Source organism: Thiohalorhabdus sp., assembly GCF_046545655.1.
Taxonomy (GTDB): Bacteria; Pseudomonadota; Gammaproteobacteria; order Thiohalorhabdales; family Thiohalorhabdaceae; genus Thiohalorhabdus.
In genome coordinates, this window is record NZ_JBKGZG010000024.1 from 1 (window position 1) to 15,393 (window position 15,393).

Annotated in this window: 14 protein-coding genes; 9 read left to right on the plus strand and 5 right to left on the minus strand. The window is 71.1% G+C overall.

Features of this window, described 5'->3' with window-relative positions; translation table 11 throughout:
* The 5 genes from nuoJ to ACLFRB_RS06915 all read left to right on the plus strand — a co-directional run.
* Positions 1-477, plus strand: a 477-nt coding sequence (nuoJ, locus tag ACLFRB_RS06895) for an NADH-quinone oxidoreductase subunit J (protein ID WP_411068276.1), incomplete at its 5' end; no start/stop codon positions are given.
* Positions 470-778, plus strand: coding sequence for an NADH-quinone oxidoreductase subunit NuoK (nuoK, locus tag ACLFRB_RS06900; RefSeq protein WP_411068277.1), 309 nt, complete (start codon positions 470-472; stop codon positions 776-778). The genes nuoJ and nuoK, both read left to right, overlap by 8 nt.
* A complete protein-coding gene (gene nuoL / locus ACLFRB_RS06905; RefSeq protein WP_411068278.1) occupies positions 775-2,628 on the plus strand; it encodes an NADH-quinone oxidoreductase subunit L in 1,854 nt (617 codons plus the stop codon). Before nuoK ends, nuoL begins: the two co-directional genes overlap by 4 nt.
* On the plus strand, positions 2,625-4,127 hold the full coding sequence (locus tag ACLFRB_RS06910; protein ID WP_411068311.1) for a complex I subunit 4 family protein: 1,503 nt from the start codon (positions 2,625-2,627) through the stop codon (positions 4,125-4,127). Before nuoL ends, ACLFRB_RS06910 begins: the two co-directional genes overlap by 4 nt.
* Positions 4,124-5,551 (plus strand): NADH-quinone oxidoreductase subunit N, encoded by a 1,428-nt coding sequence (locus ACLFRB_RS06915; RefSeq protein ID WP_411068279.1) that lies wholly within the window; start codon positions 4,124-4,126, stop codon positions 5,549-5,551. The genes ACLFRB_RS06910 and ACLFRB_RS06915 overlap by 4 nt, the downstream gene beginning before the upstream one ends.
* Positions 5,552-5,562: 11 nt before the next feature.
* Here the strand turns inward: ACLFRB_RS06915 and ACLFRB_RS06920 are convergent, their stop codons facing one another.
* The gene (locus ACLFRB_RS06920) at positions 5,563-7,515 is read right to left on the minus strand and encodes an aconitate hydratase (protein ID WP_411068280.1); all 1,953 of its coding nucleotides are present in this window, start codon (positions 7,513-7,515) and stop codon (positions 5,563-5,565) included.
* A 372-nt stretch (positions 7,516-7,887) separates the two neighbouring features.
* On the opposite strand from ACLFRB_RS06920, the gene ACLFRB_RS06925 reads away from it, so the two are divergent.
* Positions 7,888-8,187 carry a hypothetical protein gene (locus ACLFRB_RS06925; protein WP_411068281.1) on the plus strand — a complete coding sequence of 100 codons (300 nt, stop codon included), beginning with the start codon at positions 7,888-7,890 and terminating at the stop codon, positions 8,185-8,187.
* A 171-nt stretch (positions 8,188-8,358) separates the two neighbouring features.
* Here ACLFRB_RS06925 and tadA read toward each other — a convergent pair whose 3' ends face one another.
* Both tadA and trxC read right to left on the minus strand, forming a co-directional pair.
* Positions 8,359-8,796 (minus strand): tRNA adenosine(34) deaminase TadA, encoded by a 438-nt coding sequence (gene tadA / locus ACLFRB_RS06930; RefSeq protein WP_411068282.1) that lies wholly within the window; start codon positions 8,794-8,796, stop codon positions 8,359-8,361.
* Between the two features lie 26 nt (positions 8,797-8,822).
* Positions 8,823-9,263, minus strand: coding sequence for a thioredoxin TrxC (gene trxC / locus ACLFRB_RS06935; RefSeq protein ID WP_411068283.1), 441 nt, complete (start codon positions 9,261-9,263; stop codon positions 8,823-8,825).
* A gap of 136 nt (positions 9,264-9,399) precedes the next feature.
* Here trxC and hflD point away from each other — a divergent pair, with 136 nt between their 5' ends.
* Both hflD and hspQ read left to right on the plus strand, forming a co-directional pair.
* On the plus strand, positions 9,400-10,038 hold the full coding sequence (gene hflD / locus ACLFRB_RS06940; protein WP_411068284.1) for a high frequency lysogenization protein HflD: 639 nt from the start codon (positions 9,400-9,402) through the stop codon (positions 10,036-10,038).
* Between the two features lie 104 nt (positions 10,039-10,142).
* Complete coding sequence (gene hspQ / locus ACLFRB_RS06945) at positions 10,143-10,460, plus strand: heat shock protein HspQ (protein WP_411068285.1); 318 nt, start codon at positions 10,143-10,145, stop codon at positions 10,458-10,460.
* Between the two features lie 155 nt (positions 10,461-10,615).
* Here the strand turns inward: hspQ and guaA are convergent, their stop codons facing one another.
* The gene (guaA, locus tag ACLFRB_RS06950; protein WP_411068286.1) at positions 10,616-12,184 is read right to left on the minus strand and encodes a glutamine-hydrolyzing GMP synthase; all 1,569 of its coding nucleotides are present in this window, start codon (positions 12,182-12,184) and stop codon (positions 10,616-10,618) included.
* A 220-nt stretch (positions 12,185-12,404) separates the two neighbouring features.
* Positions 12,405-13,868 (minus strand): IMP dehydrogenase, encoded by a 1,464-nt coding sequence (guaB, locus tag ACLFRB_RS06955; protein WP_411068287.1) that lies wholly within the window; start codon positions 13,866-13,868, stop codon positions 12,405-12,407.
* Between the two features lie 132 nt (positions 13,869-14,000).
* On the opposite strand from guaB, the gene xseA reads away from it, so the two are divergent.
* Positions 14,001-15,383 carry an exodeoxyribonuclease VII large subunit gene (gene xseA / locus ACLFRB_RS06960; RefSeq protein WP_411068288.1) on the plus strand — a complete coding sequence of 461 codons (1,383 nt, stop codon included), beginning with the start codon at positions 14,001-14,003 and terminating at the stop codon, positions 15,381-15,383.
* Positions 15,384-15,393: the final 10 nt, after the last annotated feature.

Consider the following 15,393-nt stretch of genomic DNA (forward strand, 5'->3'; position numbering starts at 1 on the left):
GCCCTGGCCGCCACCCTGCGGGTGGTGACGGCGGCCAACGCGGTGCACGCCCTGCTCTACCTGGTGGTCTCGCTGCTGGCCGTGGGCCTGGTGTTCTTCGTGCTGGGCGCGCCCTTCGCCGCCGCCCTGGAGGTGATCATCTACGCCGGGGCCATCGTGGTGCTGTTCGTGTTCGTGGTGATGATGCTGAACCTCGGCGAGGAGGCCGAGAAGCAGGAGCGCAGCTGGCTCCAGCCCGGCATCTGGTGGGGGCCGGGGCTCCTGGCGGCGCTGCTGCTCATCGAGCTGCTCCTGCTCCTCACCGGCGCGGTCCAGAGCACCGGCGGCGCCATGGTGGCGCCCAAGGCGGTGGGCATCGCCCTGTACGGGCCCTACCTTCTCGCCGTGGAGCTGGGCGCCTTTCTGTTGCTGGGCGGCCTGGTGGGCGCCTACCACCTGGGCCGCCAGGAGGCCCTGGAGGGGGACGAGGATGGCTGAGATACCCATGCACCACGGCCTGATCCTGGCCGGCGCCCTGTTCGCCCTGGGCCTGCTCGGGGTGCTGGTGCGGCGCAACGCGCTGTTCATGCTCATTAGCCTGGAGGTCATGCTCAACGCCGCGGGCCTGGCCTTCGTGGTGGCGGGGGCGCGCTGGTCGGAGCCGGACGGCCAGGTGATGTTCATCCTCATCCTGGCCCTGGCCGCGGCGGAGGTGGCGGTGGGCCTCGCCCTGGTGCTGCAGCTCTACCACCGCCTGGGCACCCTGGATGCCGACGCCGCCAGCAGGATGCGGGGATGATCACCGCGCTGCTGCCCTGGATCCCCGCCCTGCCCCTGGCCGGTTTCGCCTGCCTGGCGATGCTGGGTGGCCGCCTGAGCCGGTGGGGGATCGCGGTGGTGGGGGTGGGCTCGGTGGCCGCCGCCTTCGCCCTGACCCTGGTGGTGGCCGCCGATTTCCTCGCCGCGCCGCCGCCGGGGGACGCCGTCACCGCCACCGCCTGGCGGTGGATGGAGGTGGACGGTCTGCAGCTGGCCGTGGCCTTCTACCTCGATCCCCTGGCCCTGATCATGACCCTGGTGGTAACCGGGGTGGGCATGCTCATCCACCTCTACTCCGCCGAGTACATGGCGGAGGACCCCGGCTACCGGCGCTACTTCGCCTACCTGAACCTGTTCGTGGCCGCCATGCTCACCCTGGTCCTGGCCGACAACCTGCTCCTGCTCTACCTGGGCTGGGAGGGGGTGGGGGTGTGCAGCTACCTGCTCATCGGCTTCTGGTACGCGGAGCCGGAGAACGGCCGCGCCGCGCGCAAGGCCTTCCTCATCACCCGCGTGGGGGACGTGGCCCTGCTGGTGGGCCTGCTCCTGCTGTTCGCCCGGCTCGGCACCCTGCAGATCCAGCCGCTGCTGCAGGCCGCCGGCACCCAATGGGAGAGCGGCTCCATCCTGGCGGTGGCGGCCGCCGCGCTGCTACTGGGCGGGGCGGTGGGCAAATCCGCCCAGCTGCCGCTGCAGAGCTGGCTGCCCGACGCCATGGCCGGCCCCACGCCGGTGAGCGCGCTGATCCACGCCGCCACCATGGTCACGGCCGGGGTCTACCTCATCGCCCGCACCCACCCCCTGTTCGTGCTCGCGCCGAGCGTGCAGGGCGCCGTGGCGGCGGTGGGCGCCGCCACCCTGCTGCTGGCGGCGGCGAGCGCCCTGGTGCAGCGCGACCTCAAGCGCATCCTCGCCTACTCCACCATCAGCCAGATCGGCTACATGTTTCTGGGGCTGGGGGTTGGGGCCTGGTCGGCGGCCATTTTCCACTTCATGACCCACGCCTTCTTAAAAGCGCTGTTGTTCCTCACCGCCGGCACCATCATCGCCGCCATGCACCACGAGCACGACATCTTCCGCATGGGCGGGCTGTGGCGGCGGATGCCGGTGACCTTCGCTGGCTTCCTGGCCGGCGCCGCCGCCCTGGCCGCCTTCCCGGCGGTGACCGCTGGCTTCTTCAGCAAGGACCTGATCCTGGCGGAGACCTGGGCGGCGAGTCCCGGCCTGTGGCTGGCGGGCTGGCTGGGGGCCTGGCTCACCGCCTTCTACAGCTTCCGGGCGGTGTTCGTGGTCTTCTTCGGGCCGGTGCGCACCGCGCCCGCCTACCGGCCCGGCCTGGCGGTGGGCGTACCCGTGGTGGCTCTCGCGGTGCTGGCCATCATCGGCGGCTGGGTGGAGCCCGCGCACTTCCTGGCGCCGTCGTGGACCACCAGCCCCGCCCATCCCGACCCCACCACGGTGCGGATCCTCATGGGGCTCGGCGGCATTGCCTCCCTGGGCGGCATCTTCCTCGCCTACCTCGCCTACCTGCAGCGCCCCGACCTGCTCGCCGTGCTGACTCGTCCTCCGGCGGCGCGGCGCCTGCGGGACCTCTGGTACACGGGGTGGGGCTTTGATCACGCCTTCAACGCCCTGTTCGTGCGCCCCACCTACGCCCTGGCCCGCATCAACCGGGCCGATGTGGTGGACCGCGGGGTGCACGGCCTGGTGGCCGGTACCCGCGCCCTGCATGTGCTGCTCAGCCGCACCCAGACCGGCAACCTGCGCTGGTACGCCGCCGGCATCGCCGCGGGGCTGGTGATCGTGCTGGCGGTGGGAGGGTTCGGCTGATGCTGGCCCTCCTGATCGCCCTGCCCCTGCTCGGCGGCCTGCTGACCTGGTGGCTGGAGGGGGCAGAGCGCGCCGTGCGCTGGGTGGCCGTGGGCACCCTGGCGCTGACCCTGATCGTGCTGGCCATCGCCTGGGGCGGGCAGGGCACCGCCTTCCCGCCCGCCGGGGCCTGGCTGGCGGAGCTGGACTGGGCCTGGATCCCCCGCTTCGGCATCCGCTTCCACCTGGGGCTGGACGGCCTGAGCCTGGTGCTCATCGCCCTCACCCTGCTCCTCGGCCTGGTGGGGGTGGCCGCCTCCTGGACGGAGATCCGCGAGCGGGTGGGCTTCTTCCACTTCAACCTGCTGTGGACGGTGGCCGGGGTGGTGGGGGTGTTCCTGGCCCTGGACCTGTTCCTGTTCTTCTTCCTCTGGGAGGTGATGCTGGTCCCCATGTACTTCGTGATCGCCCTGTGGGGCCACGAGGACCGGGGGCCGGCGGCGGTGAAGTTCTTCATCTTCACCCAGGGCAGCGGCCTGCTGCTGATCCTCGGCATCCTGGTGCTGGTGTTCCTCCACCACGGCGCCACCGGCACCTGGAGCTTTGACTATCTCGACCTGCGCAGCACGCCGGTGGACTCCGGGCTCGCCTTCTGGGCCATGCTGGGCCTGTTCCTCGCCTTCGGGGTGAAGCTGCCCGCGGTGCCCGTGCACACCTGGCTGCCCGATGCCCACACCCAGGCCCCCACCGCCGGCAGCGTGCTGCTGGCGGGGATCCTGCTGAAGACCGGCGCCTACGGGCTGATGCGCTTCACCATCCCGCTGTTTCCGGAGGCCTCCCTGGCCTTCGCCCCGGTGGCCATGGGCCTGGGGGTGGCAAGCATCCTCTACGGGGCGGTGCAGGCCTTCGCCCAGGACGACTTCAAGCGCCTGGTGGCCTACTCCAGCATCAGCCACATGGGCTTCGTGCTGGTGGGGCTGTACGCCTGGAACGTCTGGGCCCTGCAGGGCGTGGTCATGCAGATCGTGGCCCACGGGCTGAGCACCGGGGCCCTGTTCATGGTGGCCGGGCTCCTCCAGGAGCGGCTGCATACCCGCAGCATGGAGCGCATGGGCGGGCTGTGGAGCTCGGTGCCCCGGCTGTCCGCCTTCACCCTGCTGTTCGTGGTGGCCTCCCTGGGCCTGCCCGGGCTGGCCAACTTCGTCGGCGAGTTCCTGATACTGCTGGGTGCCTTCGACGAACACCCCGTCTTCACCGTGCTGGCCGCCGTGGGCCTGGTGGGCTCGCTGCTCTATACCCTGCTCCTGGTGCAGAAATCCCTCCACGGGCCGCTGGGGCCGGCCCGGACCACCACGGACCTGGGCACTCGGGAGGCGGCCACCCTGGCGGTACTGGTGGTCGGGCTGGTGTGGCTGGGACTCGCACCCCAGCCCGTGCTCGGGGTGGCCGAGCCTGCCCTGCACGCCCTACTGCGGATGACGGAGACCGGCGCCTCCCTGACCCTCGGAGCGGCCCCATGAGCGGCACCGATATGCTCCTCCTCCTGCCCTGGCTGATCCTGGCCGCCGGCTCCCTCGCGGTGATGGTGATCATCGCCTTCGCCCGCCGCCACGCCCTGGTGGCCGGGGCCACCCTGGGGACCCTGGCCCTGGCCTTGGTGCTCCTGCCCCTGGCGGCCCGGCCCGGGGCCTCCATGGTCACCCCGCTGCTGCGGGTGGACGGCTTCGCCCTGCTCTTCACCGGCCTGATCCTCGCCGCGGCCCTGGTGACCGGGGTCCTGAGCTACCTGGAGCTGCGCGAGCGCTCCGGGCAGCCCGAGGAGTTCTATTTGCTCCTGCTGCTGAGCACCCTGGGCGCCACCGGCCTCACCGCCAGCGCCCACTTCGCCAGCTTCTTCCTGGCGCTGGAGCTGCTGTCGGTGCCCCTGTTCGCCCTCATCGCCTACGCCACGCCCCGGCCCCATAGCATCGAGGCGGGCTTCAAGTACCTGGTGCTGTCGGGGGCCTCCTCGGCGGTCCTGCTGTTCGGCATGGCCCTGCTGTACGCGGAGACCGGGGCGCTGGACTTCGCCAGCCTGGCCCTGCTCGCCCCGGTGGCGGAGGGCATCGGCTTCTACTGGGGCGCGGGCATGGCCCTGATCGTGGCCGGGGTGGCCTTCAAGCTGTCCCTGGTGCCCTTCCACCTGTGGACCCCCGATGTCTATCAGGGGGCGCCGGCGCCGGTGGCGGGCTTCGTGGCCACCGTCTCCAAGGGGGCGGTGCTCGCCGTGCTGCTGCGCTACGGGCTGGCCACGGGGGTCTTCCAGGCGCCGGGGCCCTGGACCGTGGTGGCCCTCCTAGCCATCGCCTCCATGCTGGCGGGCAACCTGCTGGCGCTGCTCCAGGACAACGTGCGCCGCCTGCTGGCCTATTCCTCCATCGCCCACCTCGGCTACCTGCTGGTGGCCCTGCTGGCCGGAGATGCCCTGGGCGTGGAGGCGGCGGGGTACTACCTGGCCGCCTACTTCGTCACCATGCTGGGGGCCTTCGGCGCGGTGAGCGTGGCGGGGCTGGGCGGCCGGGAGATCCAGGGCCTGGAGGACTTCCGCGGGCTCTTCTGGCAGCGGCCGGGCCTGGCGGGCACCTTCACCCTGATGCTGCTGTCCCTGGCCGGGATCCCGCTGACCATGGGCTTCATCGGCAAGTTCTACCTGTTCGTGGCCGGGGTGGGCGCCACCCTGTGGAGCCTGCTCGGCGCCCTGGTGGTGGGCAGCGCCATCGGCCTGTTCTATTACCTGCGGCTGGTGCGGATCCTGTTCCAGGAGCCGACCACGGAGGCCCACCCCGTCCCGGCGGGCGGTCGGGTCGGCGGGGCGGTGCTGGCCGTGCTGGCGGTGCTGCTGGTCCTGCTGGGCGCCTATCCCGCCCCCTTGATCTCCCTGGTCGGAGCCACCGCCACGGGCTGAGGCGGGCCCTTTCAGCCCCGCTCCGGCTCGCCCTCCCGCACCAGGTTGATGAGGCTCCCCTGCTGGATCATGTCCGCCTGGCGCGGACTGAGGTCGTGGCGGAGCCGGTAGGTCTCGTTCCGGGTACGGTTCACCAGGCCTACCGCCTCGCCGCCTGCCAGCGCCTCGGGGGCCTCCCGCAGGCGCAGCAGGTCCCCCTGCCGGATCCGGTCGTAGTCCCCGGGATCGATGAAGACCAGTGGGAGGATGCCGAAATTGGCCAGGTTCTCCTCGTGGATGCGGGCGAAGCTCTTGGCGACCACCGCCCGCAGGCCGAGGTAGCGCGGGGCCAGGGCGGCGTGCTCGCGGCTGGAGCCCTGGCCGTAGTTCTCCCCGGCCACCAGGAAGTGGGGGTGCCCCTCCTGGCGGAAACCGAAGGCCCGGTCCGGGTAGCCGGGATCCGTGTACCGGAAGACGAAGCTGCTGATGGCGGGGATGTTGCTTCGGTACGGCAGCACCTCGGTACCGGCGGGCAGGATCTCGTCGGTGGAGATGTTGTCCCCCACCTTGAGCAGGACCGGCCCTTCCAGCGGGTCCGGGAGCGGCTCCAGCTCCGGCAGGGAGGCGATGTTGGGGCCCTTTTGCAGCGGAAAGGGCGCCGTCTGCTCGGGTGGGGCCTCTAGCATGGAAGTGTTGAGGATGAGGCCCTCCGGCTCCCGGAAGGGCGGACAGGTCGCGTTCAGCTCGCGCGGGTCGGTGATGCGCCCGGTCAGCGCCGAGGCGGTGGCGGTCTCCGGGCTGCACAGGTAGACCCGGTCGTCGGCGGTGCCGGAGCGCCCCGGGAAGTTGCGCGGCACGGTGCGCAGGCTGATGCCCCGGGTGGAGGGCGCCTGCCCCATGCCGATGCAGCCGTTGCAGCCGGGCTGGTGGATACGCCCGCCGGCGTGCAGCAGCTTGCCGAGCAGGCCCATGTCCATGAGGTTCTCGGTGATCTGGCGCGAGGTGGGGTTGATGTCGAAGGAGACCCCGGGATCCACGTGCCGGCCGTCCAACATCAGGGCCGGCACGGCGAAATCGCGCAGCCCGGGGTTGGCGGAGGAGCCGATCATGGCCTGGTAGATGGGGGCCCCGGCCACCTCCGCCACCCGCACCACGTTGCCCGGGCTGCTGGGCTGAGCGATCAGGGGCTCGAGCAGGGAGAGGTCGATCTCCTCCTCCTCGTCGTAGCCGCAGTCCGGGTCCGGGTGCAGCTCGCTGAAGTCCCCCGGGCGTCCCTGGGCGTGCAGGAAGTGCCGCACCGCCTCGTCGGCGGGGAAGACGCTGGTGGTGGCCCCGAGCTCGGTGCCCATGTTGGCGATGACATGGCGGTCCATGGCGGACAGATTGGCCAGGCCCGGGCCGTGGTACTCGAAGATGCGGCCCCGGCCACCGCGCACGTCCCGCCGCCGCAGCATCTCCAGGACCACGTCCTTGGCGCTCACCCAGGAAGGCAGCTCCCCCGTCAGGCGCACCCCCACCACCCTGGGCATGCGGGTGTAGTAGGACCGCCCCGCCATGGCCAGGGCCACCTCCAGGCCGCCGGCGCCCATGGCCAGCATGCCCAGGGCCCCCGCCGCCGGGGTGTGGCTGTCGGAGCCGAGCAGGCTCTTGCCGGGCACGCCGAAGCGCTCCATGTGCACGGGGTGGCTGACGCCGTTGCCGGGCGGGCTGTACCAGACGCCGAAGCGCTTGCAGGCGCTGCGCAGGAAACGGTGGTCGTCGGGGTTGCGGTAATCGGTCTGCAGGAGGTTGTGGTCCACGTACTGGGCGGACAGCTCGGTGCCTACCCGGTCGAGCCCCATGGCCTCCAGCTCCAGCATGACCAGGGTCCCGGTGGCGTCCTGCGTGAGGGTCTGGTCGATGGCGAGGCCGATCTCCTCGCCGGGGTTCAGGGTGCCGTCCACCAGGTGGTCGGCGATCAGCTTCTGGGCCAGGTTGCGTCCCATGATCCCTCTCCACTCCGGCCCCGGAAGGCCGTACAAGGCGCTTTCCCATTAGACCGGGCCAGGACCGGAATTGCACATCATGGAAACAACCGAAGGCGTGCGGGAGGAGCGCTAGCGGCCCGTGCCGGACGACCGGAGGGAATTGGCGAGCCGAAAGAGCGAGTCGGCATCCCATGCGGGAGCGGTCGGGGACCGCGGCGCAACGGCCCCTTGCGGCATGTCGCGGCCAGTGGCCGCCCCCCGGGGCACCCGGGGCCACCGGCCCTGCCGGCGAAGGGGTCGGACCCTGGGCCTGGCCCGCCAAACCCCGTATCCTTGTCCCCCTTTGGTCGGGCTCCCGTTGGGAGCCACTGGCGCGGGGAGGAGTGCCGCATGGCCCATGACGATCAATACCTGCTGGGGATGGCGATCGGCTTCTCGGTGGTCCCCTACTTCGTCCTGTACCTGGTGTATCTGCTGGTCACCCGCCGCATGATCCGCATTCCGATCCTGCTGGGCGGCCTGGTGGCGGCGGTGGGCCTGACCTTCCTGCTCTTCCTGTCTGCGGGGGCGTGGCTCGGCGAGGACCTGGCCAAGACCCCGGTGCCCATGTTCGGCGGGGTCCTCATCGCGGGCGTGGTCATCAGCTTGCTCGGCCGGTGGAAGGGGATCCCCACCCAGCACGGGGAGTAAACCATGGATCGGGGCCGCCTGCGGTGCAGACCGTAGCCCTCCGCCGGTAGGAGCCCACCTCAGTGGGCGACCCGGTACATGCAGCAATCCGGGCCCGGATGGAATCGGCCACTGAAGTGCGCTCCTACCGGCACGCTCCGATCCGGGCCCTGCCTCCCCGACCGGACACCCCTAGGAGCCTTGCCGCCGCGCCCGGAAGAACTCCCGCAGCAGCCCGCCGCACTCCTCCTCCAGCACGCCGCCGGAAACCTCCGGACGGTGGTTGAGCCCCGGCAGCGCGAAGCCGTCCACCACGCTGCCGGCGGCCCCGCCCTTGGGGTCGAAGGCGCCGAACACCACCCGCTCCACGCGGGCGTGGACCAGGGCCCCTACGCACATCAGGCACGGCTCCAGGGTCACGTAGAGGGTGGCGCCGGGCAGGCGGTAGTTGTCCACCGCCGCCCCCGCCGCCCGCAGGGCGCGGATCTCGGCGTGGCCGGCGGGGTCCCGGCTGCCCACCGGGGCGTTGCCGGCGGCCGCCAGCAGCTCCCCGGCGCGGACCACCACCGCCCCCACCGGCACTTCGCCCCGGGCCCCGGCAGCACGCGCCTCCTCCAGAGCCCGGGCCATCCATCCCGCATCGTCGGCCGGAGCGGTCACCCGGCCACCCGCTGCCGGACCCAGGGCTCGAACTGGTTGGCCTGCATGGCGCCCGACACCCGGTCCACCTCCTGGCCGCCGCGGAACAGGATAATGGTGGGAATGCTGCGGATGCCGAAGCGGGCGGCGGTCTGCTGGCTCCGCTCCGTGTCCACCTTCACCACCCGCACGTTGGGGCGCAGGTTGCGCGCCGCCGCATCCACCACCGGGGCCATGGTCTGGCAAGGCTGGCACCAGCCGGCCCAGAAATCGGCCACCACCGGCAGGCCGCAGCGCTCCACCTGCTGGTGGAAGGTGGCGTCGGTGACCTCCATCGGCTTGTCGGGGATCAGGGCGGCCTTGCAGCGGCCACACACCGGCCCCTGCTCCAGGCGGTCGGCGGGCACCCGGTTCACGGCTCCGCATTGCGGGCAGGGGATGTGCAGGGAATCGGCCATGCGGGTCTCCTCTGGGCGGGTTTCTCGTTCCTGATCCCGTATCTGGGGACGAATCCCACGGATTCAAAGACCGGCATTCTCTCTGGCCGCCCACCTCGGGTAGACTACGCGCGGCGACCAACGGGGAGCGAAGCAGGTGGAGGACCGACATACCAACCAGGCCCTGGCCCTGGCCGGCGTGTTTCAGGCGGCGGCCCTGGTGCGGGAGATCGCCCGCGAGGGGGGCCTGATCCACACCGATGCGGCCGAGGCCAGCATCGCCAGCGTGTTCGCCACCGACCCGGAATCCGTGGAGGCGGTGTTCGGGGACGTGGCGGGCGTGCGGCTGGGCCTGGAGACCATGCGCGACCAGTTGCGGGCGGAGAGCAAGCAGGGCCAGGACATGGAGACCGCCCGCTACGTCATCGGCATGACCGTGCTGGAGCGCAAGCTCGCACGGAAGCGCGGCGCCCTGGAGGCCCTGGGGGCCGACATCGAGGAGGCCCGCCGCACCTACGAGCACTTCGGCCCCGGCCACGCCAACCTCCACGGCCGCCTCGCCGACCTCTACGCCGAGCACATCAGCACCCTCGGCCCTCGGATCGTGGTGCGCGGCGACGAGCAGGTGCTGCGCGAGTCCGGCAACGTGGCCCGGGTACGGGCCCTGCTGCTGGCCGGGATCCGCGCCGCGGTGCTGTGGCGGCAGCTGGGCGGGCGCCGTTGGCAGCTGGTGCTGGCCCGAGGCCGCTACCTGCGGGCCACTGAGGGCCTGCTGGAAACCAACCCCGCCTCCTGAGGCCAGGACCGTACCTCCCACCCCCGGGAAATTCGGGTCCCCCCCTTGAAATCCCGGTTTGCGCCCCCAAATGGGTAGGGAAACGTCCCTAGGAGGATCGACCCATGATCGGGCAAGCCGCCAAGTTCTCCCTCGGCCAGATTGTCTGGAACCAGGGCACCCAATACCGGGGCGTCATCGTCGATGTGGACCCGGAGTTCCAGGGTGCGGAGGACTGGCTGGAGGGCCTGGAGGACGCCGAGCCCCAGCGCCACCAGCCCTGGTACAGCGTGCTGTTGGACGACACCGAGCAGATGGCCTACGTTCCGGAGCAGAGCCTGGCCCCCGACAACTCCGAGGTCCCGGTGAACAACCCGGCCATGGATTACTTCGTCGGCGAGATGGAGAACGGCCGCTACACGGTGCAGCAGACCCTGAACTAGCTCGGCACAACCCGACCGACCCCCCTGTGGGAGCGGCCAGTGGCCGAGCCAAATGGGCCCCTTAAGCGAGTCGCGGCTGATAGCCGCTCCCACATCTCCCCTTCCAGACCCTATTCCGCAAAGAGCCCCGCCAATGGCGGGGCTCTTTCGTTATCCTATTCCCACTCGATGGTGCCCGGCGGCTTGGACGAGACGTCATAGACCACCCGGTTGATGCCGGGGACCTCGTTGATGATGCGGTTGGCGATGCGGCCGAGCAGCTCGTAGGGGAGCTGCACCCAGTCGGCGGTCATGCCGTCGGTGGACTCCACCGCCCGCAGGCACACGGCATTCTCGTAGGTGCGCTGATCGCCCATCACGCCCACGCTCTTCACCGGCAGCAGCACGGCGAAGCTCTGCCAGATGCGCTCGTAGAGGCCGGCCTCCTTCACCTCCTCCAGGACGATGGCATCCGCCTCGCGCAGAGGCGTCAGCTTGTCGCGCTCCACCGCGCCCAGGCAGCGGATGGCCAGGCCCGGCCCCGGGAAGGGCTGGCGGTTGACCATCTCCTCCGGCATGCCGAGCTCGCGGCCGAGCTCGCGCACCTCGTCCTTGAACAGCTCGCGCAGCGGCTCCACCAGCTCCAGCTTCATGCGCTCCGGCAGGCCGCCCACATTGTGGTGGGACTTGATGGTGGCGCTGGGGCCGCCCTTGGGCGAGACGGACTCGATCACGTCCGGGTAGAGGGTGCCCTGGGCGAGGAAGTCGGCGCCGCCGAGCTTGGCCTGCTCCTCCTCGAACACCTCGATGAAGGTGTTGCCGATGATCTTGCGCTTCTCCTCCGGGTCCTCGACGCCCTCCAGGCGGTCGAGGAACCGGTCGGAGGCGTCCACGTAATGCAGCGGGATCTCGTACCACTCGCGGAACACCCGCTGCACCCGCTCCGCCTCGCCCTTCCGCAGCAGGCCGTTGTTGACGAAGATGCAGGTGAGCTGGTCGCCGACCGCGCGGTGGATGAGCACCGAAGCCACCGCCGAGTCCACCCCGCCGGACAGGGCGGAGATCACCTTGCCCTCCCCCACCTGCTTCCGGATGCGCTCCGCCTCCAGCTCGATGAAGGAGCCCATGGTCCACTGGCCGTGGCAGCCGCACACGCCGCGCACGAAGCTCTCCAGCAGCTCCGCGCCGCGCGGGGTGTGCACCACCTCGGGATGGAACTGCAGGGCGTACAGGTTGCGCTCCGGGTTGCCGATGGCGGCGTAGGGCGAGTTGTCCGTGTGGCCGATGGGGCGGAAGCCTTCCGGGAGCTGCTTGAGGCGGTCGCCGTGGCTCATCCACACCTCGGTGGCCTCGTCGGTGGCGAAGCCGTCCAGGGGACCCATGGCCTCGTCCACGTGGAGCAGGGCGCGCCCGTACTCGCGCTCGGCGGCCTCCTCCACCCGGCCGCCCAGCAGGTGGGTCATGAGCTGCATGCCGTAGCAGATCCCCAGCACCGGCACGCCCAGGTCGAAGACCCCCGCGTCCACCATGGGGGCGTCGGGATCCAGCACGGACTCCGGCCCGCCGGAGAGGATGATCCCCGCCGGGGCGAATTCCCGAACCGCTTCCAGACCCTCGTTGAAGGGATGGATCTCGCAGTAGACCCGGCTCTCGCGCACCCGGCGGGCGATGAGCTGGGTGTACTGGCTGCCGAAGTCCAGGACGAGGATGCGCTCCTGGTGGAGGGTGTCGGTGGTCTCGGTCATGGGCGGAAAGCTCGATATCGTGCAGGCGAGGGGATGTTCGCTCGCTAAAGCGAGCTCCTACGGAAGGGGGCCGAAGCGTAGGGACCCCGCCCCCTGTAGGAGCGACCGTCCCGGTCGCGATAACGGTTTTTCCCGCCGCACCGGCGGGAAAAACCGTGCAATTCCCGAGTCCGGAAAGGTCGCGGCCGGGACAGGAGCTCCCACGGGGCTAGGCACCCCCTCAGTCCGTATGGTAGTTCGGCGATTCCTTGGTGATGGTCACGTCGTGGACGTGGCCCTCGCGGAAGCCGGCGCCCGTGATCTGGATGAACTCCGGCTGGGTCCGCATCTCTTGGATGTCGGCGCAGCCGGTGTAGCCCATGGAGGAGCGCAGGCCGCCCACCAGCTGGCGCAGGACATTGACCATGGGGCCCTTGTAGGGGACCCGGCCCTCCACGCCCTCGGGCACCAGCTTGTTGGCGTCCTCCACCTCGCCCTGGAAGTAGCGGTCCTTGGAGCCCGCCTGCATGGCGCCGATGGATCCCATGCCGCGGTAGGTCTTGTAGGAGCGGCCCTGATAGAGCTCCACCTCCCCGGGGGACTCCTCGGTGCCGGCCAGGAGGCTGCCCACCATGACGGTGTGGGCGCCGGCCGCCACGGCCTTGGCCACGTCGCCGGAGAAGCGGATGCCGCCGTCGGCGATCATGGGCACGTCGGTGCCCTCCAGGGCCTTGGCCACCTCGGCGATGGCGGTGATCTGCGGCACCCCCACCCCGGCCACCACGCGGGTGGTGCAGATGGAGCCCGGGCCGATGCCCACCTTGACGCCGTCGGCGCCGGCCTCCACCAGGGCGCGGGCGGCGTCGCCGGTGGCGATGTTGCCGGCCACCACCTGCACCTGGGGATGCTGCTTCTTCACCCAGGAGACCCACTCCATGACCTTGCTGGAATGGCCGTGGGCGGTGTCCACCACGATCAGGTCCACGCCGGCGGAGACCAGCGCATCCACCCGCTCGCCGGTCTCGGGCGAGGTGCCCACCGCCGCGCCGGCGCGGAGCCGGCCCTGCTCGTCCTTGGCCGCCAGGGGGTGCTCGGTGGACTTCTCGATGTCCTTCACGGTGATCATGCCGCGCAGGTGGAACTCGCCGTTGACTACCAGGAGCTTCTCGATGCGATGCTCGTGGAGCAGGCGCTTGGCCTCCTCCAGGGTGGTGCCCTCCTGCACGGTCACCAGGTCCTCGCCGCCGGTCATCAGCTCGGAGACCGGCCGATCCAGGCCGCCCTCGAAGCGCAGGTCGCGGTTGGTGAGGATCCCCACCAGGCGGTCGCCCCGGGTCACCGGGATGCCGGAGATCCGGTGCTCGCGCATGAGCTGCACCGCCTCGTGGAGGGGGGCGTCCGGTCCGATGGTGATGGGGTCCTTGATCACCCCGCTCTCGTACTTCTTGACCTTGTGGACCTCGGCGGCCTGCTCCTCGGCGGTCATGTTGCGGTGGATGATGCCGATGCCGCCCTCCTGGGCGATGGCGATGGCCGCCCGCCCCTCGGTGACCGTGTCCATGGCCGCGGAGACCAGGGGCAGGTTGAGCCGGATCTCGCGGGTCACCGAGGAGCGCAGATCCACGTCGCGGGGCAGGACTTCGGAGTAGGCGGGCAGAAGCAGGACGTCGTCAAAGGTCAGAGCGGTATCGTCGCGGAGCCGCATGGCAGCCTCCATCCAACCGGCGGGTAGAGAGAAACCGGGTATTTTAGCTTCTGGCGGGGCCTCAGGCAATCTGGCCGTCCGGGCGTTTCCCCATGCTACAGTAGGCCTTTTTCCTGACCGCCGGGACCTTCCATGGACGCACCCCCGCACGACGCCGAGACCGGATCCGACCGCCCCGTCTACACCGTCACCCGCCTCAACCACGAGGCCCGCGGCCTGCTGGAGGCGAGCTTCCCTCTGCTGTGGGTGGAGGGCGAGCTGTCCAATGTGGCGCGCCCGGCCAGCGGCCACCTGTACTTCACCCTCAAGGACGAGCAGGCGCAGGTGCGCTGCGCCATGTTCAAGGGCAAGAACCGCCTGCTGCGGTTCCGGCCCGCGGACGGCATGCACGTGCTGGTGCGGGCCCAGATCAGCCTCTACGCGCCGCGCGGCGACTTCCAGCTCATCGTCGAGCACATGGAGGAGGCCGGCGAGGGGGCCCTCCAGCGCGCCTTCGAGGCGCTCAAGCGCAAGCTCTCCGCCGAGGGCCTGTTCGCCGACGAGCGCAAACGGCCCATCCCCGCCCTGCCCCGCCGCGTGGGCGTGATCACCTCCGCCACCGGCGCCGCCATCCGCGACGTGCTCACCACCCTGGCGCGCCGCTTCCCCGCCCTGCCCGTGGTGGTCTACCCCGTGCCGGTGCAGGGCAAGGCGGCCGCCCCGGCCATCGTCGAGGCCCTAAAAACCGCCAACCGCCGCGCCGAGTGCGACGTGCTGCTCCTTACCCGCGGCGGCGGCAGCCTGGAGGACCTGTGGTCCTTCAACGAGCCGGAGGTGGCCCGCGCCATCCGCGCCAGCGAGCTGCCCGTGGTGGTGGGCGTGGGCCACGAGGTGGACTTCACCATCGCCGACCTCGCCGCCGACCTGCGCGCCCCCACCCCCACCGCCGCCGCGGAACGCGTCTCCCCGGACCGCGAGGCCCTGCAAAGACAGCTGCGCACCGACCGCGACCGCCTCACCCGCGCCCTGGAGCGCCGCCTGCGCGACCGCGCCCAGGGCCTCGACCACCTGCGCCGTCGCCTGGTCCACCCGGGCAAGCGCCTGCGCGACCTGCACGAGCGCAACCACACAGCCCGGAAGCAGCTAGCCCGCGCCTTCGGTCTCCGCCAGCGGGAGCGCCGCCGCGACCTGGAGGCCCTCACCGCCCGCCTCCACCGCGCCGGCCCGGCCCGCCGCCTGCCCCGGGACCGGGAGCACCTGAACGACCTCCATGAGCGCCTGGTCCGCGCCGTCACCCACACCGCCCTGCCCGCCCGCCGCCAGCGCCTGCAGTCCCTCGCGCGGGAGCTTGAGGCAGTCAGCCCCCTGGGCACCCTGGCCAGGGGTTACGCCGTGGCCCGCAAGGACGGGCGGATCCTGCGCCGGGCCGAGGAGGCGGAGACCGGCGACGCCGTCAACGTGCAGCTCGCCGAGGGGAGTCTGGATTGCCGGGTGGAGCAGCGCCGCCTGGCCGGGGGTCCGGACGCGGAGGGATGATCCCCCGCTG